Raw genomic sequence first — 22,829 nt, forward strand, 5'->3', positions numbered from 1 at the left:
GTATGCGAGCACCTGCATGCTCATCTGAGTACTTACGCGCCCCAGCGTCCTCGTGAGGAAATGCGTGGCTCAGCAATTGGACCATACGCGTTTGCCACCCTTTCGCAGTAGCTTTCCAGTGCTCCAGCACTGACCCGCGCAAGCGTAGGGAAGAAGCCACTTTCGGCCCACCGAGCACCGGCCGCCCAAGCTTGCGGGCAATCGCTGCGCCGATGCGGCGGTTTTCTTCCGCAGCGCCCCGTTCCTGGTTCGCCTCCCGGCGCACTCACGCGCTCCCAGTCAGTACGACTTCCCCCGTGCTTACGCGCGGCGCGCCTCTCTGCGCTAGCCCTCGAAATCATTTTCGAGCCACTCATGATAGGCGCTCCGATTACCCCGTCTGTCGTGTTTCTAGAATAAAGCAGATGGGTTTCGACCGGGCACTAATCGAAAAAACACTTGGAGCGCCCGGGGAAGCGGTTTTGACTAGCCCATTGGTCGCGGCTGCTCACTTCGACGCCTGCAACGAGACGACGTGGAATTCGGCAGTATTGCCTCGCGCAGCCTCCCTCGTCGGGATGTCTCCCTCGCAAACCACACCCGAGGGAGGCTTGATGACCATGCATCGAACTCCGCGAGCAGTAAATGCGTGAATCGCGGCAAATGCTACTAATTTGACGGGAATGTAGGCGAGGCGCGCCAACTCTGTCGCACCGTCCCACGTAATTGTGGCGCCAATGATGGGGCTGCGGCGCAGAGCGACAACCCCTTGATTTACAACCGACACAGTCTCTGCAATTGTGGCCGCCTCCGTTGCCCGTAGGGCGCCAGAGTAATTGCTACTGGCGCCGCAGTTGCGCACATCTCGCTGACAGGGATCGAGACGCGGCCGAGCTGGCGGGCGACGCGTGCTACATCTGTGGCGCGAGCGTAGGCCTGTCGCACGAACTGTGTCGCTTGGGGCCCAGTCGGCCAGACTGACGTGCCGTGCCCTCCGTAGCGATCTCACTGTCTGGTAGTGCGCAATAGCCCCGCGTGTTTAAGCCATAGTGTCGTCGAAGTGGACGATATTTTTATTTACATACCTAATGGGTATTAACTTTCAATCATATTTTTAATACCTATATTGTGTTATTGAAGATGGGGAAGATTTTGCTTGAATCACGCGTCTGACTCGTATAGAAAGTATTTGCAGGTTGCTGATAAACGCGTCCCAAAAAAACACAAAAGGTGAGCCTATGTCTGCGTCAGCACTGCGTGTACTTTTTTTTACCACTCTTTTTTGTTCCGGTTGCGCGGTCAAGTACGATCAGAATTGGCTGTCTGAAGAGTGGACCCAGGCCCTCCAGACATACAACATCAAAGCCATATATCCTCCAACGGAAGACATTCACATTGGCGATGTCTTTGCGCTCGCCACTGGAGAACGCGATAAGCGTGGAAATTTGATTGAAGGTGCTCTCTGGAGCTCAGTCAAATTAGCGTATGTCCCGATGCAGGCACAGCTAGACGATTATTACAGTAAGGTCCCGAGTTTTCCGGCAACCCCTGACGCACCCTCAGGGAACGGAATATGGCGACAACCGACTACTGACGTCGCCTCGCATGCTGCGAGCGGGGTAGCAGGCGCGTCTGACGTGAAAGTTGCTGCGGAAAAAAAAGTGCCTGTGGTTAAAGGGAAAAAATTAAACGCTCATGCGGCTTCGCCGGTTATTCCGCCAACTGTAGCTTCCCATACTCAACCACCTACTGGTACGGCTGATTCTGATAAAAAGCCGATAATAAACGTTTATGCAGCCGATCCCGTATGGAATCGGCTGCCGCTGGTTGCGTTTCCAGGCTTCACTATCGCTCATGCTGATGCGCAAAGCTTCGGCGCGAGCGTGCCGCTCAGGTTTTTTCAAGCGATTTTTGGTTTTGAAAGAAACCATCAAGATGATGTTTCAATTACGATCAGGGCGGCGGAAACTTATGGCGTCCCTGCAATCGTTGCGAAACAAGCACTCATAAAATTCTGTAACGATCAGAAAACTATTGGAACGTGTGAAAGCAAGAACATAAATATCGAACTTAACACGTTAAGCGGCACAGATAGCCCGCCCGGAAACGAAGTCGCACTTGTGAACAGAATTTATTTAACGCGGAGCATTGAATATACCTACAAATCGTCAACCGCAAAGGGAGCTCAGGCAAATCTTTATGTCCTTCTTCAAAAGGCTCTAACGAATCAGCAAGCGCTCACTACTGCTTTGTCCAGCAAAGCCGCAACGCAATCCGGCACGGCAAAACCGAGCACGCCTGGCACGCCGACCGATAAAGCAGCCGCGGCCCCGAAGGCTGCAGCGTCGGGAGTGGCGGCCGCCTCTGACGCATCGTCAAACACGGTCCAAGATGCCGGGCAGTTGTCGTCTGCTGACTTGACTGCTGTAAAAGCCTCTATGGATAACTTGTTGGCGTCCTTGCAGGCCGCTAACCAACAGTTGGGTGCATCACCGGTGCCAGGATCGACTTTTTCCGTCGGCTCGATAAGCGAAGATCAAGTTTCCTTGATTCAAACTTTTGATAGGCCGCTCGCCATTGGCTATAGGTACGTCGCGATTGCGGGGACTAACCCCGCAGGTGGTGGCCGTTGAGCGAGCTTCATGCGTTTTACGAGGGAGATTAGCGATGAGAGTACTTAGAAAAATTGCTCGGATTATAGTAGTTTTGGCGCTCGTACCAGCGGACGTTGCATATGCCGGAACCCCGCTCCAGCAAGACGGAGGCGCGGAAAAAGCCGCGGCTACAAGCCTTCCGGCCTCAAGTGCTGACGTTAGTTCAGACGTCTCTGCCGTTTCCTTGAATAACCCGATTAATGTACTGCCTCCTCCCGAAAAACGTGGGCTGAATGGGCCGGCGGCCGCGAAGGTACTTAACCCAACCGAATAGTTTAGGTAGAGATGGCCGGGCGACTCATGAAACCCCCTTCGCGGCGTCGGCCATCTCTTCAGTCCAGTCCGGATCAGGCATGGCATACAGCTTGTTCAGCCACTCATGCACTCCCTTGGCCTCCTTCGCTGCCCGTGTCTTCGGGTTATCCATCAGGCGAGTGATTTCGGAAACCGCAGCCCGGAGCGCTTGCCCTCGTGTCGGGAAGGTGGCCGTGAATTCGTGCAATGACGGAAGGGATCCTGTGTAGACGCTGCCAATGCCCAGCGACGTGGAAAAGATCCATGTACCTTCCTCCGGCTGCGCAAGGCAGATTTCAGCGGGAGATGAGCCTGAGCGATTGCGCGGTGCTTGCGCGCGGATCACTTCGCAGTCGGTGAAAACGCCATGCTTATTTGCCGTGTGAATGGGATGCTTACGCTTCTTCGGGGCGGCGTCGAGCAGATCTGCGAGCGGTGTGAGGGCTGTGTGGACGCCTGCGATCGTTCCCGGCGAGAGCTTGCCGAACAGGGGGTCATGGAGGACGCTCTGCAACGCCTGCAAAAGTTGCTTTGCCTGCACGGCACTAATCTTGTCGCTCGTGGCCTGGCGTAGGGCGCCAGAGTAACTGCGACTGGCGCCACAGTTGCGCGACTGAAGTGACGAAGCTGATGAGACTATCCGCATGAAAGCTGCACGGACGGTGCGCTCACCTGGACGGAAAGTGTTGAGCTTCCGACGTTTTCAGAGAATGTTTTGGTCGCCGCGCACCAAGCATGGCCGTCGAGCCACTGCTTACCTTGCGCCTCGGAAAATTTTACAAGGCGCGGCGGCTCGCGCGGCATCTATGGCGGATGGCGGCGAATCCGCTGACCTATCCTGAAGCCACAGGTTCCGGCCCTCGCTACCCCCCGGCATCCGCAGCACACCGCCTTCCCGTGGAGGTCGCCATGTTCAGGTCGCTCTTGCTTGCGCTAGCCATCTTGGTCCTTCCCGGCGTGGTGCACGCGGCCCAGCCCGCTGACCCGCCGGGTGCACCACGATACAAGAACTGCCAGGGCCGAGCTCACGAGATCGACCGGGTTGACCCATCCCCGGACAGCACGCCGGACCGGGCCATGTTCAGTTCCTATCCCTGCTGGGATCTCGGCGGCTATGCAACCTGGCACTACGATGATCCGGCGCGCAGTCACAACTGGGACCCGGGTCCGGAGATCGTCCTGACCCGAGATCCGAACCATCCCGACAGGGCCTGGATTGAGGGTATCGGATGGCTCCAGCCTGAATGGTCTGTCAGTTCGGCCCAGGTGTTCGTCAACCTGCATGGCAAGGATGGGACGATCCTGTGCAGTGTCTCCTTTCCAACTGAGCACCCCGGCAAAAGCAATACCGACCTGCCTCCCCGAGATGCCAACCACAATCCCCTGCGCCAGGCGCTGCCGTCTACCTGTCCCACCACGTTCGGAGATTACGACCACGCCGTGCTACGACTCCAGTGGTCCCAGTAAACGCGCAGCGTCGCAAGGCCCCGTGGCCGCGGGCGACGTACGCGCGGCTGGACCCGCGTAGCCCTCCGTCGAAGGCGGCTCGCGTGCGGAGGTTCACGCCATGACAGCTCCCGCCTTTGAAGGATTCGCCGCCCAGCCCAGGATGTTGCTACGTAACCTGCCACGAGGCATGGCAGCTGTGCAATCGCCGTGACGATCTCTCGCACCCTGCCAAGAGACGTGCGGGCTGCCCAGATAGAGTCACCCCAAAACGCACATGGAGTTGGTATGACTGAGGCACAGGTACGCCGTTGTCTAATCACGCTATTTTCGATGACTGTATTTAACTACGCATCCGCTGACGAGTGCACGAAAACCCTTTTGCAAGACGTGAGCACAGTGCAAGCGGATTCCGCAACCCGGTTTGCAATGTCCACCTTGCTCGACAGCTCACTGACAACTTCGGAGCGCTCGCAGATAGGAGCAACCGTTCCGATCTATGGTGTACCTGCCTCATTAAACAGCGATGACGCAAAATCCACAGCCAGCAAGTTCTTCCAACAGACAGGAATCAACTGGAACCAAAAAACAGCAGTCAACATCATTTCCCAGACTCTCTCAGAAAACGCTGTTGAAGCGTACCGGATCTGCGTTTCGGGAGCGTTCAAGAGCGGACCACGCGTAATTGCTTACAACGCGACCAAAGATTCCGTCGACGTGAAGGTCTCGTGGCTCGCTCCGACACACGCTGCGACCCACGCAACAGCGTACTTTCAGGTTTCCGGCGCCGAACAGCGTGGATACTGGAAAAGCTGGCGTACAGGCGAGTACAGGTACTTCACACTCAAAAGAGTAAAAGGCCAAGACATTCGATTCGTCGTAACGATCGGAGGCGAATCCGACGAGGCGTATGTGCCCTATATCCCGGTCATCACTGTCTCCGAGAACCGGACCGTCATGCGATTCCCGAAGATTGGCGATCCCGGCACGGACCACGATGGCAATCGGCGAATGGGAAACGATGGTACAGGGCATAACCAGGGGCCGGTCGGAGACTGCCGTTACGCGCCTGCCGGTGAAGCGATCGATCCTACTGTAAGCGCGGTAGTCGTTCCCATAAAAATAAGTCTTGGTGACAACTCATATGCAAAGCTAACGAAAAACGATCCGAAACAGGTTTGCTACGAGGCCGTAATGGCACCGTTCGGGAGCGAGAAAGGTGGAGACCTCGGCTTTTACGTTAACTACACGCTGGTGACGCCGGTTTACACCGTGTCATCACCGTGAGCTTCTGTGGCGAACCATGACAGAGCCTGCCTTTGAAGCGTTCTCAACACGGCTTGGGATGTTGTTGCGTGACCTGCCATGCGGCATGGTCGCTGATCTGGGTGACTTCGCGCTCGCCTACTGGAACGGACACGAGGTGGTCTACGCCTTCCTCCGTGATGATGGAACCGACCAGATCAACGAGGAATTCGACCCGGCCGACAGGAGCGACTGAGAGCTGATATGGAGACTGGCCGCAGGGTAAGCCCGGCGGCATCGCGCGAGATGCGCAGGTGCATCCACAGGGGCGGCCGTGTTGGTCAATCGCGCGAACTATGGCGCGAAAGGAAAAGGGGCTGTGGCACGATGCGTCACAACCCCTTGATCCGACTCGTATGCCGGGTGCAGTTACTGCGGCTGCCGACGGTATTGTCGGCTTGTTTCGAAGGTCGCGGCTCTAAGGCGTCGACAGATGAACCGGGGGTCGGAACGCACTATTCGCCTGGCACATCGACTGATGGTGGACGCACACCAGCAACCCTCCCAGCGCAAGCGGGATGACTCGTTTCATGACGGTTCTCCACCTAGTCTTGGTCGCGTACGAAAAAATCCGTTTCTTGACGGCACCCCGGATTGCAGGAGCCCCTTGCCTGAGGGTTGGAAATTACAATGGCTAAAACGCGGTTCAGAAGCTGCGTCCTGGAGGCGGTCCATGAGGGAGCCACCGGCCTGTTTAGGCTGGGCGTCACTCAACGAGCATTGCGCGCCCGATTTCGCTGCTCGATACGCTCGCGCATCTCCGCTATGGCCTGATCGTGAGGGATGTTAGGTACGTCCTCGTCGAGCGAAGCCCGCACCTCGGCGTGAAACCAAGCGTCGTAGGCGTGAGCCTCTTCGAGACTACTGTGCTCTGTCAGAGCGGGGTCGATTGGAATTTGCCCATAAAAGCTACCTCTTTTTGAGACCTTCATCTTTTTGAGACCTTCATGATAGGGCACGCCCGTTGGAGCGTCACCTCGGTTTTGGCTTAGGGGTGACAGCCCGAATGGGTCGAGATGCGCGCAGCGTGGCTCGATGCCGTCCGCGATCGCAAGCAACAGCGCCGCGCGAGCGTGGATGCGGCGCTACAGCCCGACCCGGCCGCAAGGACGGGGAAGCCCCGAAAAGGGCCTAATGCGTTATCATGAGTATTGATTTCTAGACGCTTTTTGGAGGCAACATGCCTGTCCGCCCAACTGAATTTAGGCTCGAACGGCTGCCGAATGAACCGCGAATCAAAGCGGCTCCGGAGCGGAAAAAGTACAGCCTGGAGCAGCAAATCGAACGCGCGAAAACCGCCTCGGAAGCGGTGAAAGCTGGTCACTTTTATACGCTGGACGAGCTCATTGACGACGAGTAACTAGACGCCATATCCGCAACTAAAAATAAAGAATATGGCTCTGAAATTTGCACCGGCAGTCCATGACGAAGATTTGCCTGACATTCAAGAATTTGACGAGAAACGCGCGAGATTTTTCGACATTCCGAAAAGACGCGATGCAACGCACCTAAAAGCAGAGGCGAAGCGTCTCTATTTGCAATGGAAAGGCGCGCCGTCCTTGCTTACTGGTGAATTCCGCGACGCGAATAATCCGACTTTCCGATGGGTTCCGGTAGACCGGGATTTCACAATCGTTCTTGAAATCGATGGTAAGGACATGGTGATTTTGAATATCTATCACCAAAGCTCGGAACATCCCGCATCAAGATAATTTCGCGACAGCTCATTCCGGATTGACGGGGTGCTCTGCGCCTTTGTCGAGATTTGCGCTGCCGCGCAAAAACACGGTTCAGCCGCTAAAGAGTGAAATAAATAGCAGGCCTTCGCATCGCAGGATGCGGAGGCTTTATTTGCCGTATGCTGCAGCTAACCCGATACTAGCCGGAGCCAGCAGGAAAAAGAGGCGCCCGGAGGCGCGTTTCAAGACAAGTTGTATTACGACTTATTAGAACTTGTGACGGATGCCGACAACAGCAGCAACCTGGTTCGACGTCGACGACGGCGACAGGCCGTTGATGTCGGCAACAGCGGCATGGTCGGTCGAATCCGTACCCGACGCATGTTGATAGATCGCATCGAAGTAGAGGTCCGTACGCTTGGACAGGAAGTAGTCCGCGCCAAGCACGCCTTGGTGATACTTCGCGTCGTTCACGCCGTAGCCCTTCGTGTAGTCGTATGCAGCGCCCAGCAACAGAGCCGGCGTCAGCTGATACTTGAAGTTCAGTTCGGCGTTGTGGAACTTGGCGTTGCCGCTCAGGCCGTGCGGGTTGAGCCCCGTGCCTACCGTCTGTCCGAGATCCTTGAATTGCGTGTTGCTGTACGTTGCGCCGACGGTTGCCGCACCGAACGTGTAAGCACCGGCAGCGGTGATCACTTGTTGCGTCTTGGCCGATGCATAGCCCGAGTACACGGTCGAACCGGTCATGTTCGAAGCCGTCGTGCTCGACGTCGAGTTGTTGCCGAAGAACGAGAAGTTCGGGTTCTTGACGTTGAAGTAACCGGCGCCCAACACCAAGGGACCTTGCGCATAGCCAAGACCGGCCGAGAAAATCTGGTTGCGGTTGAATTGACCAGCAACGCCGCCCAGGCTGTACAAGCCACCGAACGTGAGGCCGCTGTAGTTCGCGCTTGCATACTTGATCGAGTTGTTCACCCGATTCGAGTTGTTCATGTTGTCCAGGTCGCCCGGGTGCGCAGCGTAGAACGACGCCCACTGGCTACCCACTTCGAACGCGCCGGTGTAGTCCACCACGGAGTCGTATTGACGACCGAGGGTGACCGTACCGTACTGGCTCGACAGACCGACGTAGGCTTGACGGCCGAATTCGTCGCCGCCTTGACCCAGCTTGCCGGTGAACGCGTTGAAACCGTTTTCCAACACGAACAGTGCCTTCAGGCCACCGCCCAGATCTTCCGTACCACGCAGGCCCCAACGATCGCCTTGCAGGTTGCCGGCGCTCGGTTCATAGAGCTTGTTACCACCGATATTGTTGGCGTAGACGAAGCCCGCGTCGACAATACCGTACAGCGTCACACTGCTCTGAGCGTGAGCGGCGCCTGCGAATGTACCGAGCGCAGCGAGAGCGAAAAGCGATTTTTTCATTGATGATCTCCAGAGTGTTGAAACTATTTGGCAAGATGGAGCGCCTTCAGGATATGGAAAAATTTGTACTCCTAAAGGCATTCCTCGTAGTCACAATGCGACTATAAGACTGCTTCATTGACTGATCAGGTCGTGGCCGTCACATGGGTGGATTAAGAAACTGCCATCCATCGTTCCTGGCACGCGCGATCGGAACCAAGTTGACTGCGACCGCTAGTGGGCGCAACGCGGCGCTAGCCGCGACGCCACAACCGATCCAACCAGGTCCGGGTAACCGCCCTCCCCAATACAAGCAAACAAGGGCGAACAACAGCTCGAAAAATACTCCGCCGAGGACAACGACCCGAAATTGAGACCGACTCAACTTCGCGATTTCATCGTCATCCACCACGATTCCCATTACCGCCACCCACCCAAGAGGGGACTTACCGTAATTCGGGAAAAATTTAAGTTTTCCAACTACGCCGAAGAGTCGCGCCGGCATCCAATGCCCCAATTCGTGAGCTGCTGATCCCGCAACGATCGCGGCTAGAGCAGCCACAGTCGCACCGAGAAGCGGGGCAGAGGGCAAGTGATAGAACGCCATCAACGCCATCATCAGATTCATTTCCTTTCTCCTGTATTTGGATCTGGTTACCGGTACGAATAGGCGATGCCGATCGAGACTGTTTGGGTTGTTGTCCAGTCAGCTGGTTCGTACGTATGGGAGGATTGGAAATTGGAGGCACCGTATCGCCAATGGGCCATCGCATACGCTGCTGTGACGTGCCAACGCTTGCTAACTGCATAGTCGACGCCGAGGGAAGCGGCGATCATCGGCCTGGAACCCAACGGGTAACGCACGTTACTCTCGAATGACGCGGCACCAAAGGTCTCGGCAACCCCCGCGTCGAGACCGACTACTAGGCGCGGAGTGAGGGCGTATTGAGTGAGCGCCCCAATGCCGGCATATCCGTTCGTGTAAGTGTCTTCCCCGGCGCCAGGTGCGTGGCGGAGCCAATAGTGACCTCCAAGGGAGACGTAAGGCGTAACTTGTGCCTTTTTACTAACCTCGAAAGCTCGACCCAAGCGCCCGCTAAGGTCGATCTCATAGCTCGAATGATTTTGTGCAAAGGACGACTGGACTGGCTCCTCGCTGCAATACGAGGTCGAGCTCGTTCCAGGAAGGCCAGAACACTTCATTGTCATTGTGACGATCGACCCACTCGTATATTCGATTTGACCAGCAGTGACAGTCGCATTCAACTGCGTGTAAACGTTCGATAGCCCGAAAAGAGAACCTTGGCGACTGTACGTCAGTGCGTAGGAGGGCATGCTGCCGATTTCGCTGTCCATATATCCGTCAGGGCCTGTCGGCAACCATGAGGGCGCGCCATTGGATTCGTGGTAGGCAATATTCTGACTGCCGATGGACAGACCAATCTCATTGTTGACCGCCGTAATGGCGTCATTTGCCTGCGCTGCACTACCTGCCAACGTTGCTATCAACATCAAAGCCAATTTCCCGAGGATGCGTACTGTTGGTCTCACCGCTAACTCCTTCATGTATTTCGATTTATGGTGTCACAATAAATAGGCACTAGCAAGTATTTACTGTGTCACAGTAAAGACGATTCGAGAGATTTGTTGTGCCACGCAAACGAATTACAATGCAGCCATGGAAAATGACTCGAAACGTCCACGCGGACGCCCGCCCCTTCCGCCCGAGGACCGCCTGCGCGTTCGGACAATCAGGCTAACGGACGCCCTATGGGCGAAGGTCGATCGGTACGGCATCGAATGGCTACGGCGCTTGATTGCCGACGCAAAGCCGCCCCTCAAGCCGAAGGATGAGCCGGGAGAAAAATGAAAGACTTTCTACCATCGCCCCTCCTCCTAAGATCCGATCAAAGGACGCGCACCCCACTCGCCCGATAGACCCTATCGGGCATTTCGTGCGGCGATTTAGGGTAATTTCATGGATTTTTTATTGAGGCCAACTTCGCCCTGCTCCAGAGCGCCTCTTGCCCCGGGAAAGCGCGTGAGCCGCTCGTAGTACTACGACAACGCCAAGCCGGCACCGTCCGCTAAGTAGAGCATGGACTGTATATATTTACAGGGGTTTACGATGCCCACTGGTCGCGCCGAGCGGGAGAACAGCCATCCCAGCCTGTGGTGCGGCTCACAATTGCGTAGCCCTAGGGGTCCCCTTGATTTCGTTGCATTTTACGGGGATAGCAGCGCCTAGGCGCCATGCGGCTTTGCGAAACGGCCCTATTAAAAAATCTCATTAAATCAAGCACTTCCTGTCTGGTCTCTTTCCCGTTGCGGGAACGCCTTTAGGCGACCGCTAAAAGCTAGGGGTATGGCGAGTAACGCAACACAAGACCTGTTTAAGCATTTCAGCGCAGTTCAATTGCTGGAAAGCTCACCTGGCAGCGAACGCTTCGCGGATCTGTTTGGCACGTTTCACTTCGTCGCTATGCAAGTAGATCGACGTCGTCGAGATCGAAGCGTGACGAAGATTGTCGCGTACCGTTGTCAGATCGGCACCGCGCGCGAGCGCGTGAGTCGCGTGCGTATGTCGAGTCCAGTGCGGGCTCGCGCGACGCAGCTTTTCCGCGAGTACCGGGTTGTCCGCTTCGATGACCTCGGCCGCTTTCGAAAAAAACCGCCGTGTGATCTCCCATAGCCGTACACCGCTGATGCCTGCCGCACTGTCCTGCTCAAGGCTGCCGATGAGCGGGGTGTCGGGATGCCAGCGGGTTGGCGTGACCGGTAGCCTTCGCTCCACCAGATAGCGGTCCAGCGCAGTACGGGCCAGTGGAGGCAGCGCAACCTTACCCGCCTTGCGGCCTTTCCCGATAAGGCTCACCCAATGATCGCCGCGGGCGTCGGTTTCGATGTTGCTGAGACAGGCACCGACCAGTTCACTCGCACGCAGGCCGGTCGCATACGCGAAGTCCAGCACGAAGCGCAGGCGTTGCGCCGCTGGCGATTCCCAGCCATACGACCACTCCAGTCCGTCGGCAATGGCACGCACGAGCATCCACTCGCCCTCGGTAAAGGCGTGGGAGGTGTCGAGCACGGTTGAGCGACTGGAGCCGCGCACCTTGACACCAGCGAACGGGTTGGCCAGGAGATAGCGCTGCTCGATCAGCCAGCGGAACATCGCGCCGAGCACCGACAGCGCATAGGAGGTTGAGCGGGCCGACAGCCCACCGGAGAATGGTCGCCACTCTGGCGAGCTGCGGGCTCGCACGGGACCCACCCAGCGCTCGCGCGGCGTCGGCCGACGCATGAAACTTCTGTACGCGATCGCATCCTCCGTCGTTAGCGACGACAGGGCGCGGTCACGCTCGACGATCGCCCAGAGGATCAGGCGTTCGGCCTCCTTGCGGTAGGCTCGCTGCGTGGCGGTGGATTCGTGCAGCGACAGCCATGCCTGCACGGCTGTGTAATCGTTGTTGGCGTCGAGCGTGCAGGTGTGCCGCGGCGCGCGAAAGGTGCCCGACGAGCCATTGACCTCGTGCGGCAGTCGGAGCGCCTCCCACGGGACGATTGCGCCAGGACCGGAGGCTGCGATCAGGGCGCGCGCCCGCTCCGTCAGCGCGGGATACGCGGCGAAAAACGCCTCAATCCGCCGCGCGGCAGCTGGGCCAAGCCCGGGCACGGTTTTCCACCACTGGCGCCGGCGGGGAATCCGCACGGTCAGATCGGCCAGGGTATCGATACCGTGTGCACGCAGTGCGTTCACGGTCCGTACCGGGAACCATTGGCCAATGTCATCGCTGACCTGCGGCGCCGGCGCCTGCAACGACCGTAGCACCCCGATCGCGCGCATCACCGCTTTGGCCCGCTCGATACGTTCGGCTGCAGGATGCTTGAACAGCATGGCGAGATCTTCGCGGTGAAGTCTGCGAGCCACGTCGACCAGTTGGCGACGGATGCGTCCCAGGATGCCACGCGCAGACTGTCCCTCGCTCACGCTCCCGGGCAAGTAACGCTTGATCGCTTCACGCGCTGGCAGACCCACATACCAGGCATGCAGCGCGGCCAGTGAGTCTGCATCGGGAAAGCCGTCCGGTGTCGGGGCAGAATCGGAGGGGAATGTGAGGCGCGTTTTCATGAAGCCAAGTTTAGCCAGAAAACATGGCCCTTAAGATAAGAAAACTTATCTTAAGGGCACTGAGCGTGGCTCATTTACTTATCGGCCACCGATTTAGATGAAGTCTTGTTGCCCAGGGGGCGAAAGGCAAGACCCTTGGCCCGTTGCACGAGGGCATCTTCAGTACTTCCCGCGCCGGGCTACAGCACGCTGACGGCGATGACTATGACGCCGTGTGTAGACTTGACTTGATGTTAACGACATCTTCGCTGGTCAACTGCCGGCGGGTACTTTGCTTGGCCAACGTTGTTTATTTGGCCGTATACCCTAAACCCAGGACGCTATCTACAGGTCTTGGATTCCGGACATCTCGCGCATTAGCGTTCAACGACGTACAGGGGCGTAGCCTCACGTAGACGCGTCGCAGTCCCGCGAAACGAGTTTGAATGGATTCCACGTCTGAAATACTACATATACCATACAATAATATTATACTAGGTACTTTACACTCAAAAATATCTGCAGCCCGCGAAAATATCTCATTGGGGACCAATAAATGAAAATAAACACCTTTCGTTCATATTAATGTTGTTACAAATTGTTCCAATGATAGTCTGACTAAAGCTGATCATTTGTAGAGTTTCTCAAGTTGAGATAAACGCGCGATAACAAGCGCCGAGTGCATCGAGCTACCGTCATGTTGTAAAGCCGAAATAAAAATTATTATAAACTAATATTAGTTACTATGGGGAAAGCTGGGACTCATCCTCGCTTAATCCCTTTTTTTAATTTAATTGGCCCTACTGTTCTATCGACACGACCGCTATGCGGTGTTCGCGAGTCGCAAGATCATCAAGACGGCTGAGAGTTGCCAAAAAACAAAATACAAATGCACTCAATCTTTCTACCGGCGGACGAAATAAAACGTCGAAAATGTCGCGTTAACCTGACTTGGCAATGCGTGTGCGCGTGCGTGCTGGTGCTGTTCATGAATGGGTCCTTTGCATCCGACGCGTGGTCCGATCCTCCCTACGAACAGGACTTTCTCGCTAACGGCGGAACAGGATGCGCGACCATGCATATCAACGTCGTACAGGCTCAAACCTACGAAATCGAGTGGCGAATCAGATTTAAAACTAATTCTGAACGAATATTAATTAAAAAATCAATTGGGGTGCCGGGCAGCGCGGGCCGGAGAGCACCCGGAAACATTGGTATTCCTTTCTCGTGGTCTGTTACGAGTAATCGCATACATCTGAGCAGTGAACCGAACGCTGTCACTAATGGCGTAGATGCCACGGTATGGCATAAAGCTGGAGATGGATTTCAGATTCTAACTCTAGGAGGGGTTCCGTTAAGTACGGGACATGTTTCTGTTAATGCATGTGTCAAAGACATCCCTGGCGAACTACAAAACTTTGAATTTGCTTTCGCAATCGCCCACTACGCACACTGAGACCGACAAATGCCCAAATTGACTGTAAATATCGTGCCGCCGGGCACCGTTGAAACCGATGCAAATGGGACGCCATCGCCGCTTGGCCACATGTGGTACACCATCACCGACGACAACGGTAACACTAGCCAATACGGGTTCGCGCCGGCTGCCACCGCCGCCGGAAGTCCGTTCGGCCAGGGCCAAGAAACGTTCAACGACAACGACACGTATTCGCGCATTTCGTACTCAAAACAAGTTGACATTACTGATGCGCAGTACAGCAAGTTGCAGACGTTTGGTGACGACCCCCAATCCGGCGGTTTTGACGTTACTTCCTACAATGGACTTACAAATAATTGCGTAACCTTTACGTGGGACGCTCTTAGTCAAATCGGTATTGACCGTCCGTCATCACCCTTCGACACAAATCCGAGTTCGGACGGCAATATGATTGTGCCGATACTCGACGCAGGAACTATGGATATGGCACTCGATGCTTTTTCAGGTTCTGACGGAACGAGCAACGATGTAGATACAGGATATCCGACTGGCGACTGGAACGGCCCGTCAGTAACAATGCCAGATAATCAGACGGCCGGCGCAACTGATCCTGCCGGTGGCTCGGGTGGCTCGGGTGGCTCGGGTGGCTCGGGTGGCTCGGGCGGCTCGGGTGACTCTGGCGCGGCCGGAGGAAGTGGAGCCGGAAATCAAGGCAGCGGCGACATGCACAGCGGCGGCGGAGCAAAGGATCCGCTGGTCCTAGACCTCTCAGGCGCCGGGATCAATCTCACAGCCCTTTCCCCTACATCCACTTTCTTCGACTATGCCGGGGACGGGTTTGCAAACCGGACGGCGTGGATAGGCGCTGGCACAGGGTTTCTAGTTCTTTCGGAAGGTCAAAACGCAGGACAGTTAGTCACATCGTTCAGTGAACTCGAGGGCCTGGACGCAAATCACGACGGCGTTATTGACCAGTCAGATCCCGCCTTCGCAACTCTAATGGTCTGGGTCGGGAGCAGCACATCAGGGCTTGCTTCGGGGACCGGCGTGCTCGTTAGTCTCGCTGCCCTTGGCATCATTTCGATCGATCTGGATTACGCTGTCGCAAATCAAGCGCTGCAGGGCAATACGATCACTGCAATAAGCTCGTTTACATTTGCGAATGGCGTGACGCATCAAATCGCCGCCGTCGATCTTGCTTATAGCAATCTTGTTACGACGCCGGACTCTGCGGTCACGATATCTGGGACCGTGGCGGCGCTACCGAACGTCCTAGGTTCAGGGACGCTCTATGATCTACGTTCTAGCATGATGGGCGACAGCACGCTTGAGCAACTGGTGCAGAGTTTTGCCTCATCGCAGAGCACCGACGCTAGCATGATCGAGGCATCCGTGCGTTCGATCATGTATCAGTGGGCTGGCGTGACCAACGTGGATCCGGGCTCACGCGGGCCGGAAGTCAACGCACAACAACTGGAATTTCTTGAAAAGTACCTGGGTCAATCATTCGTTGCTGCCGATAACGGGTGGTTGAACAACACTTCCAACCCGGGCCTGAAGGCGGGTGCGGACATAACACAGGCATGGACTGGCATCTACGACGCGACTCTGACGCGCCTCGTGCTTCAATCAAGTGTCGCGCAAATAGTGCTACCCGAATTCACGTATAACGCCGCGTCAGATCTTGTCGCGCCCACGGGCACCCTTGCTGTGGCGTTGGCAAATGCCTTTGCGCGATTAGGCGCACCGGATTCAGGCAATTGGGGGCAATGGGATCTTGAACTACGTGCGGCCGACGCCGCTAGGCTCGACCAAGGAATATCAGAAGCTCTGTATGAGGAAATTGTGTCTTCGGCGACGACGGATGAGGTCGGCTCGCTCGCGAACGCAGTCGCGTATGGGATGAACGTGAGCGTCGGATCGAACGGATCATTCATCGAAATGGGCACACCGCTGTCCGACCTAATATACGCTGGTCAGGGCATATCAGAGTTGCATGGCGACGGAGGCGGGGCGAATTTCGCAACGCCGGGAACATTCGGCGACACGTTCATTTATAAAGCTGGCGACGGGCAGCTAGAGATTGAGGAAACTGACCGTTGGGGCGGCACCCCTTTGGATACTTTGTTGCTGGGCTATTCGATTAGTGAATCCTCCCTAAAGGTTGAGGCTAGTTCCAACGGTAGCGGCCTTGTCCTCACCGATGGCATTGCTGGGGATCGAGTCCAGATTGACAATGAGCTAGTCGGCGGCTGGTTCGGTTTGCAACAAGTCGAGTTCGCAGATGGTTCGGTTTTGACAGCCGCACAATTGACAGCGATGGAAATGGGCGGAACGACTGGAGCAGACACCCTAGCCGGTGCTTCTCAAGCAGAGGTATACGACGGCAAAGGAGGCGGAGATGTAGAGATCGGCCGCGGCGGCAACGACACGTTCGTGTTCAACGCTGGCTACGGCAGCCTGGAGATCAACGAGGTTGATAGTGGCAGCGCGCCCGCCAATGTGCTTCAACTGGGAGCGGGCATCGGTGCCGCATCGGTCACAGTCAAGGGCCTGTCGAACGGACATATCGTATTGACGGACGGCATATCGGGCGACCAGGTGACGATCGACAGTACGGTATTCAGCAACATGTATGGAGTGCAGCAGGTGCAATTTGCCGATGGCACGACATGGTCGCGACAACAACTGATCCAGATGTCGACGTTGGGGACTACGGGAAACGATACGCTGTACGGCTCGAGTGGCGCGGACCTGTTCGATGGCAAGGGCGGCACTGATGTCGAGACGGGCAACGGCGGCAACGACACGTTCATCTACAACGCGGGCTATGGCAGCCTGGAGATCAATGAGGTTGATAGTGGCAGCGCGCCGGCTAACGTGCTGCAACTGGGAGTTGGCATCAGCGCTGCGTCGGTGGCAGTCAAGGCGTCGGGCAATAACATTGTGTTGACGGATGGTGTGTCGGGCGACCAGGTGACGCTCGACCTGATGTTGGCCTTATCCTACACCGGGGTACAACAGGTGCAGTTTGCCGATGGCACGACGTGGTCGCGTGCGCAATTGATGCAGATGGCACACACGATCAGCGGCACGAGCGGTGCCGATACTTTGACCGGTACCTCGGGCGCCGACTTCTTCGATGGCAAGGGCGGCAACGATGTCGAGACGGGTGATGGCGGCAACGATACGTTCGTGTTCAATGCTGGCTACGGCAGCCTGGAGATCAACGAAGACGACTGGCAAAGTACTCCGGCCAACGTGCTTCAACTGGGAGCGGGCATCAGTGCCGCATCGGTGACCGTCAAGGGCCTGTCAAACGGAAGTATCGTATTGACAGACGGCATATCGGGCGACCAGGTGACGATCGACAGCACGGTGAGCAGCAACATGTATGGAGTGCAGCAGGTGCAGTTTGCCGATGGCACGACATGGTCGCGGCAGCAACTGATCCAGATGTCGACGTTCGGGACCACGGGAAACGATACGCTGTACGGCTCGAGTGGCGCGGACCTGTTCGATGGCAAGGGCGGCACTGATGTCGAGACGGGCAACGGCGGCAACGACACGTTCATCTACAACGCGGGCTATGGCAGCCTGGAGATCAATGAGGTTGATAGTGGCAGCGCGCCGGCTAACGTGCTGCAACTGGGAGTTGGCATCAGCGCTGCGTCGGTGGCAGTCAAGGCGTCGGGCAATAACATTGTGTTGACGGATGGTGTGTCGGGCGACCAGGTGACGCTCGATCTGATGTTGGCCCTATCCTACACCGGGGTACAACAGGTGCAGTTTGCCGATGGCACGACGTGGTCGCGTGATCAACTGGTGCAGATGGCACACACGATCGGTGGCACGAGCGGCGCGAATACTTTGACCGGCACTTCGGGCGCTGAGACGCTCAACGGTACATCGGGTGCAGATGTCTTCGACGGCAAGGGTGGCAACGACGTGGAGATCGGCGACGGTGGCAACGATACGTTCATCTTCAACCAAGGCTACGGCCAGTTGGAAATCAACGAGCTAGACTTCAACGCGAGCCCCAACAACGTGTTGCAACTGGGGGCGGGAATCAGCGCAGGTACGTTGAAAGTTACGGTTGCGGCGGACGGCAGCAGTCTGGTGTTGACCGATGGCGTGTCGGGTGACCAGATCACGGTCGACCATATGTTGACTGGTCCCTATTACGGCGTTGATCAGGTGCAGTTTGCCGATGGCACGACCTTATCGGCGGCCCAGTTAATCCAGATGGAAATCACTGGCACGACAGGCAACGATACGCTTGTCGGAACGCCGGGTGCAAACGTGTTCGACGGCAAGGGTGGCAACGACGTCGAGACCGGGCACGGCGGCAACGACACATTCGTCTTCAATCATGGCTACGGCCAACTGGAAATCAACGAGGTCGACTACTCGGTGAGTTCCGACAGCAATGTACTGAAGCTGGGTGCGGGCATTAGCCTGAATGCGATTGCTGTCACCTTCAGCGGGTCGAACCTGATCCTGACGGACGGCGTGACTGGTGACAGTGTCCAGTTGGACGGCATGGGTTCTCCGTACTGGGCACCGGGTTCGGCGCAAGGCATCCAGCAGGTGCAATTTGCCGACGGGACGACCCTGAGCGCGCAGCAACTGGTCACTCTCGCGCATCAAATAACGGGTACCAATGGAAACGATACGCTGACAGGTACGTCGAATGCGGACACCCTTGACGGCAAGGGCGGCAACGACGTTGAGACTGGCAACGGTGGCAACGATACGTTCATCTTCAACCAAGGCTACGGCCAGTTGGAAATCAACGAGCTAGACTTCAACGCGAGCCCCAACAACGTGTTGCAACTGGGGGCGGGAATCAGCGCAGGTACGTTGAAAGTTACGGTTGCGGCGGACGGCAGCAGTCTGGTGTTGACCGATGGCGTGTCGGGTGACCAGATCACGGTCGACCATATGTTGACTGGCCCCTATTACGGCGTTGATCAGGTGCAGTTTGCCGATGGCACGACCTTATCGGCGGCCCAGTTAATCCAGATGGAAATCACTGGCACGACAGGCAACGATGCGCTTGTCGGAACGCCTGGTGCAAACGTGTTCGACGGCAAGGGTGGCAACGATGTCGAGACCGGCAATGGCGGTGGCGACACATTCGTCTTTAACCAAGATTACGGGCAGCTAGCCGTCAAAGAACTCGACTTCGGGGGAAGCTCGAATGTGCTACAACTAGGTGCTGGTATCACTGCGGCGTCGCTGTCCGTCGCAAAGAGCGCCGATGGCAATAGCCTGGTGCTCACCGACGGAATTCCAGGTGATCAGGTCACCATTGACAATGTGATCGAAGGATCTGTGTGGGGCGTGAGCTCAGTTGACTTTGTCGATGGCTCATCGCTCACTGCACAGCAACTACTGGCGATGGCAACGCCGATAACGGGCACGACAGGTGCAGACACGCTGACGGGCACGGCTCTCGGAGACGTCTTTGATGGAAAAGGCGGGGCCGACACCGAGATCGGCGGCGGTGGCAACGACACGTATTTGCTGCAGCCAAGCTATGGTGCTTTGACCATTGAAAACGGTGTCGCGTCGAGCAATGTCGCGAACGGCACGCTGTCGATTCTGAACGAATCGCCCGACGACATCTGGCTCAAGCAGGTTGGTAACGACCTGCAGGTGGAGGTAATGGGTACCAGCACCGAAGCAACGATCCAGGGATGGTTCTCGAACGGCTATAGCCAGTTGAATTCGATTACCACGACAGACACGTCTGGCACGAAGTCCGTGCTGGACGCGCAACTCAGTCAACTGATCCAGGCAATGGCGACCTATTCGGCTCAAAATCCTGGATTCGATCCAACCTCGGCCACCAATTCTTCCATTACCGACCCAACGCTGCTGGCTCTCGCCAATAGTAGCTACCACCATTAAGTCCTGGTAACCCCGCGTTGGCGTGACGTAGTCGTTCACGCCAACGCGGCTTCATCGCAAGAGCCTACCCTTCGCAAAAATCTCTAGCCCTTCGGGCCGGCGTACGGCTGTTCGCCCGAATGACGATACACGGCCAAACATCCGCGTCTACTTACGAACGCATACAGCTGAAAGCGCGAACAAAGGTAACCGTTAACCTCAACGTTTGCTTAAATTTGCCGATATCCAGTAAGTAGCGACGTCGCGGTGGAATAGCGACGTTGGTCCTGCAAGAGGAGCGTCAGTTGAACAGGCGGCGTTGCATTTCACAGTGAAGAGTCGCCTGCGCAAGTGATCATATTTTCAGGACGTCGCCGTGTGCGGTTTCCGGGATAGTGCCCCAATGATATTGCGAAAATTCCCCTTCGTCCGAATTTGAAACTGAACGGCATCACCAAGGTCCATAAAATGTATCGATACGAATACTCAGGATGACCGATCAAATGCAGGAGCCGGCGTCAGGGAGTATCCAAGACCCCGGTTTGATGGCGCTCGTCTTGATCGCACGTTTTCACGGGATTGCCGCCGACGTTGAACAGCTTAGGCACGCGGCAGCAATCAAATCCGCTTTATTTGGCACGCAAGACCTGGTTCTGGCCGCCCGCTCTATCGGACTCAAGGCACGTGAGGTTCGGACCACGTCCGAGCGACTATCAAAAACGCCTTGCCCTGCACTCGTTCTCGAAAATAACGGACAACATTTTATTCTGGCCAATTGTGATGGCCAGAAAGCGCTGACGCTCGAACTCGGAGCCAGTGCTCCGGTGACGCGCACAATCGATGATGTGATTCAGCGCTCGGGTGGGCGGATGCTGTTGTTTGCGTCCCGTGCGTCGCTTGCGGGCGATCTCGCTCGCTTCGACTTCTCGTGGTTCATTCCAGCAGTGGTCAAGTACCGTCGCTTGTTGCTCGAAGTGTTGCTGGTCTCGGCCGTGTTGCAACTCTTCGGACTTATCTCGCCGCTGATGTTCCAGGTGGTGATGGATAAGGTCCTCGTCAACCGAGCGTACAACACCCTCAATGTTGTCTGCATCGCGTTGCTAGTGAGTTCCGTGTTCGAGGTGCTGCTCACGGGCTTGCGCAACTACGTGTTCTCGCACACGACCAATCGAATCGACGTCGAACTTGGTGCGAGGCTGTTCCGGCACTTGCTGACGCTTCCGATGGCCTATTTTGGCGCTCGCCGGGTCGGCGACACGGTGGCCCGGGTTCGAGAACTTGAAAACATCCGGAGTTTCCTGACGGGCCAGGCATTGACCGCGGTCATCGACTTATTTTTCTCGTTCATTTTCATTGGGGTCATGTGCATTTACAGCGTATGGCTGACGATGATCGTTGTCATTTCGTTGCCGGTTTATGCAGGGATATCAGCAGCGTTGAACCCCGCGCTACGTAGTCGGCTCAACGAAAAATTCGCGCGCGGTGCAGACAACCAGTCTTTTCTTGTCGAGACCATATCCGGCGCTGAGACAGTGAAGTCGATGGCGGTCGAGCCACAGTTCACGCGCCGCTGGGACAACCAATTGGCGGCGTACGTGCTCGCGGGATTTCGCGTGAGTAACATCGGCAATATCGGGCAGCAACTCATTCAGCTCGTCGGCAAGCTAGTGACGCTAACAAGCCTGTTCTTTGGCGCCAAGCTTGTTATCGACGGCAAGCTTTCAGTCGGACAGTTGATTGCCTTCAACATGATGTCCCAACGCGTCGCGGCTCCGGTGTTGCGGCTCGCGCAGTTGTGGCAGGACTTCCAGCAGATCGGCATTTCGATGAGCCGACTGGGCGACATTCTTAATTCGCGCACCGAACTGCCGCCGAGTCGCCAAGCAATGCCGCCTTTGAGGGGCGATATCAGCTTCGAGAACGTGAAATTTCGCTATCGGGTGGACGGACCGTTGATCCTGAACGACGTTTCACTCGACATCAAGGCGGGTGACGTCATCGGCATTGTCGGTCGGTCCGGCTCGGGCAAAAGTACCTTGACCAAGCTGCTTCAGCGGCTTTACGTCCCCGAGGGTGGTCGGGTGCGTATCGATGGCATGGACCTGGCACTGGCAGATCCGGCCTGGCTGCGTCGTCAGATAGGTGTCGTGCTGCAAGAGAACTTGCTGTTCAACCGTTCGATTCGACAAAACATCGCCGTCACCGATCCTGGCATACCGTTGGAAGCGGTGATCCACGCGGCAAAACTCGCGGGCGCACACGAGTTCATCTCGGAAATGCAGGAGGGGTACGACAGCATCGTCGGCGAGCATGGTTCCAACTTGTCCGGTGGTCAACGCCAACGTCTCGCGATCGCACGGGCCTTGGTCACCAATCCTCGGATCCTGATTTTCGATGAAGCGACCAGCGCCCTGGATTTTGAGACCGAGCGGGTCATTCAAAACAATATGCGCTCCATGTGCCAGGGACGCACGGTGATCATCATCGCCCATCGCTTGAGCGCCGTTCGACACGCCAACCACATCTTTGCGATGGACAAGGGGCAAATCGTCGAGCGTGGTGGTCACGATCATCTGATGGAACAAGGTGGCTACTACGCACACCTGATTTCACTGCAAAACACCTGA

At 56.5% G+C, this 22,829-nt stretch carries 15 protein-coding genes and 1 pseudogene; 9 read left to right on the forward strand and 7 right to left on the reverse strand.

Features of this window, described 5'->3' with window-relative positions:
• Positions 1–121: 121 nt before the first annotated feature.
• A pseudogene (locus ABH944_RS41175) lies at positions 122–265 on the reverse strand (hypothetical protein); the annotation flags it as partial.
• Between the two features lie 952 nt (positions 266–1,217).
• On the opposite strand from ABH944_RS41175, the gene ABH944_RS41180 reads away from it, so the two are divergent.
• Complete coding sequence (locus ABH944_RS41180) at positions 1,218–2,612, forward strand: hypothetical protein (RefSeq protein ID WP_404614597.1); 1,395 nt, start codon at positions 1,218–1,220, stop codon at positions 2,610–2,612.
• Between the two features lie 319 nt (positions 2,613–2,931).
• On the opposite strand, the gene ABH944_RS41185 is transcribed toward ABH944_RS41180, so the two are convergent.
• Positions 2,932–3,468 (reverse strand): hypothetical protein, encoded by a 537-nt coding sequence (locus ABH944_RS41185; protein WP_404614599.1) that lies wholly within the window; start codon positions 3,466–3,468, stop codon positions 2,932–2,934.
• A gap of 536 nt (positions 3,469–4,004) precedes the next feature.
• Here ABH944_RS41185 and ABH944_RS41190 point away from each other — a divergent pair.
• From ABH944_RS41190 to ABH944_RS41200, 3 genes are all read left to right on the forward strand, one after another.
• Positions 4,005–4,394 (forward strand): hypothetical protein, encoded by a 390-nt coding sequence (locus ABH944_RS41190; RefSeq protein ID WP_404614601.1) that lies wholly within the window; start codon positions 4,005–4,007, stop codon positions 4,392–4,394.
• Positions 4,395–4,661: 267 nt separating this feature from the next.
• Complete coding sequence (locus tag ABH944_RS41195; protein ID WP_404614603.1) at positions 4,662–5,660, forward strand: hypothetical protein; 999 nt, start codon at positions 4,662–4,664, stop codon at positions 5,658–5,660.
• Positions 5,661–5,676: 16 nt separating this feature from the next.
• On the forward strand, positions 5,677–5,874 hold the full coding sequence (locus ABH944_RS41200) for a hypothetical protein (protein WP_404614605.1): 198 nt from the start codon (positions 5,677–5,679) through the stop codon (positions 5,872–5,874).
• Positions 5,875–6,388: 514 nt separating this feature from the next.
• Here the strand turns inward: ABH944_RS41200 and relB are convergent.
• Complete coding sequence (gene relB, locus ABH944_RS41205; protein WP_404614607.1) at positions 6,389–6,610, reverse strand: type II toxin-antitoxin system RelB family antitoxin; 222 nt, start codon at positions 6,608–6,610, stop codon at positions 6,389–6,391.
• A 248-nt stretch (positions 6,611–6,858) separates the two neighbouring features.
• Here relB and ABH944_RS41210 point away from each other — a divergent pair, with 248 nt between their 5' ends.
• Positions 6,859–7,038, forward strand: a complete 180-nt coding sequence (locus ABH944_RS41210) for a hypothetical protein (protein ID WP_404659690.1) — start codon at positions 6,859–6,861, stop codon at positions 7,036–7,038.
• Positions 7,039–7,072: 34 nt separating this feature from the next.
• Positions 7,073–7,390, forward strand: coding sequence for a hypothetical protein (locus ABH944_RS41215; protein ID WP_404614609.1), 318 nt, complete (start codon positions 7,073–7,075; stop codon positions 7,388–7,390).
• A gap of 234 nt (positions 7,391–7,624) precedes the next feature.
• Here ABH944_RS41215 and ABH944_RS41220 read toward each other — a convergent pair whose 3' ends face one another.
• The 4 genes from ABH944_RS41220 to ABH944_RS41235 form a co-directional block, all read right to left on the reverse strand.
• Positions 7,625–8,782 (reverse strand): porin, encoded by a 1,158-nt coding sequence (locus ABH944_RS41220; RefSeq protein WP_404614611.1) that lies wholly within the window; start codon positions 8,780–8,782, stop codon positions 7,625–7,627.
• 139 nt (positions 8,783–8,921) lie between these two features.
• Positions 8,922–9,389, reverse strand: a complete 468-nt coding sequence (locus ABH944_RS41225; RefSeq protein WP_404614613.1) for a zinc metalloprotease — start codon at positions 9,387–9,389, stop codon at positions 8,922–8,924.
• A 26-nt stretch (positions 9,390–9,415) separates the two neighbouring features.
• Complete coding sequence (locus ABH944_RS41230; RefSeq protein ID WP_404614615.1) at positions 9,416–10,312, reverse strand: hypothetical protein; 897 nt, start codon at positions 10,310–10,312, stop codon at positions 9,416–9,418.
• Positions 10,313–11,189: 877 nt separating this feature from the next.
• Entirely contained in the window at positions 11,190–12,890 is a 1,701-nt protein-coding gene (locus ABH944_RS41235) for a phage integrase family protein (protein ID WP_404614617.1), read from the reverse strand.
• A gap of 1,054 nt (positions 12,891–13,944) precedes the next feature.
• Here ABH944_RS41235 and ABH944_RS41240 point away from each other — a divergent pair.
• The 3 genes from ABH944_RS41240 (at position 13,945) to ABH944_RS41250 (ending at position 22,829) form a co-directional block, all read left to right on the forward strand.
• Entirely contained in the window at positions 13,945–14,325 is a 381-nt protein-coding gene (locus ABH944_RS41240; RefSeq protein ID WP_404614619.1) for a hypothetical protein, read from the forward strand.
• Positions 14,326–14,334: 9 nt separating this feature from the next.
• Positions 14,335–20,223 carry a beta strand repeat-containing protein gene (locus tag ABH944_RS41245; protein WP_404614621.1) on the forward strand — a complete coding sequence of 1,963 codons (5,889 nt, stop codon included), beginning with the start codon at positions 14,335–14,337 and terminating at the stop codon, positions 20,221–20,223.
• A 470-nt stretch (positions 20,224–20,693) separates the two neighbouring features.
• Positions 20,694–22,829 carry a type I secretion system permease/ATPase gene (locus tag ABH944_RS41250; RefSeq protein WP_404614623.1) on the forward strand — a complete coding sequence of 712 codons (2,136 nt, stop codon included), beginning with the start codon at positions 20,694–20,696 and terminating at the stop codon, positions 22,827–22,829.

Origin of the sequence: Caballeronia udeis (genome assembly GCF_044909315.1) — a bacterium.
Taxonomy (GTDB): domain Bacteria; phylum Pseudomonadota; class Gammaproteobacteria; order Burkholderiales; family Burkholderiaceae; genus Caballeronia; species Caballeronia udeis_A.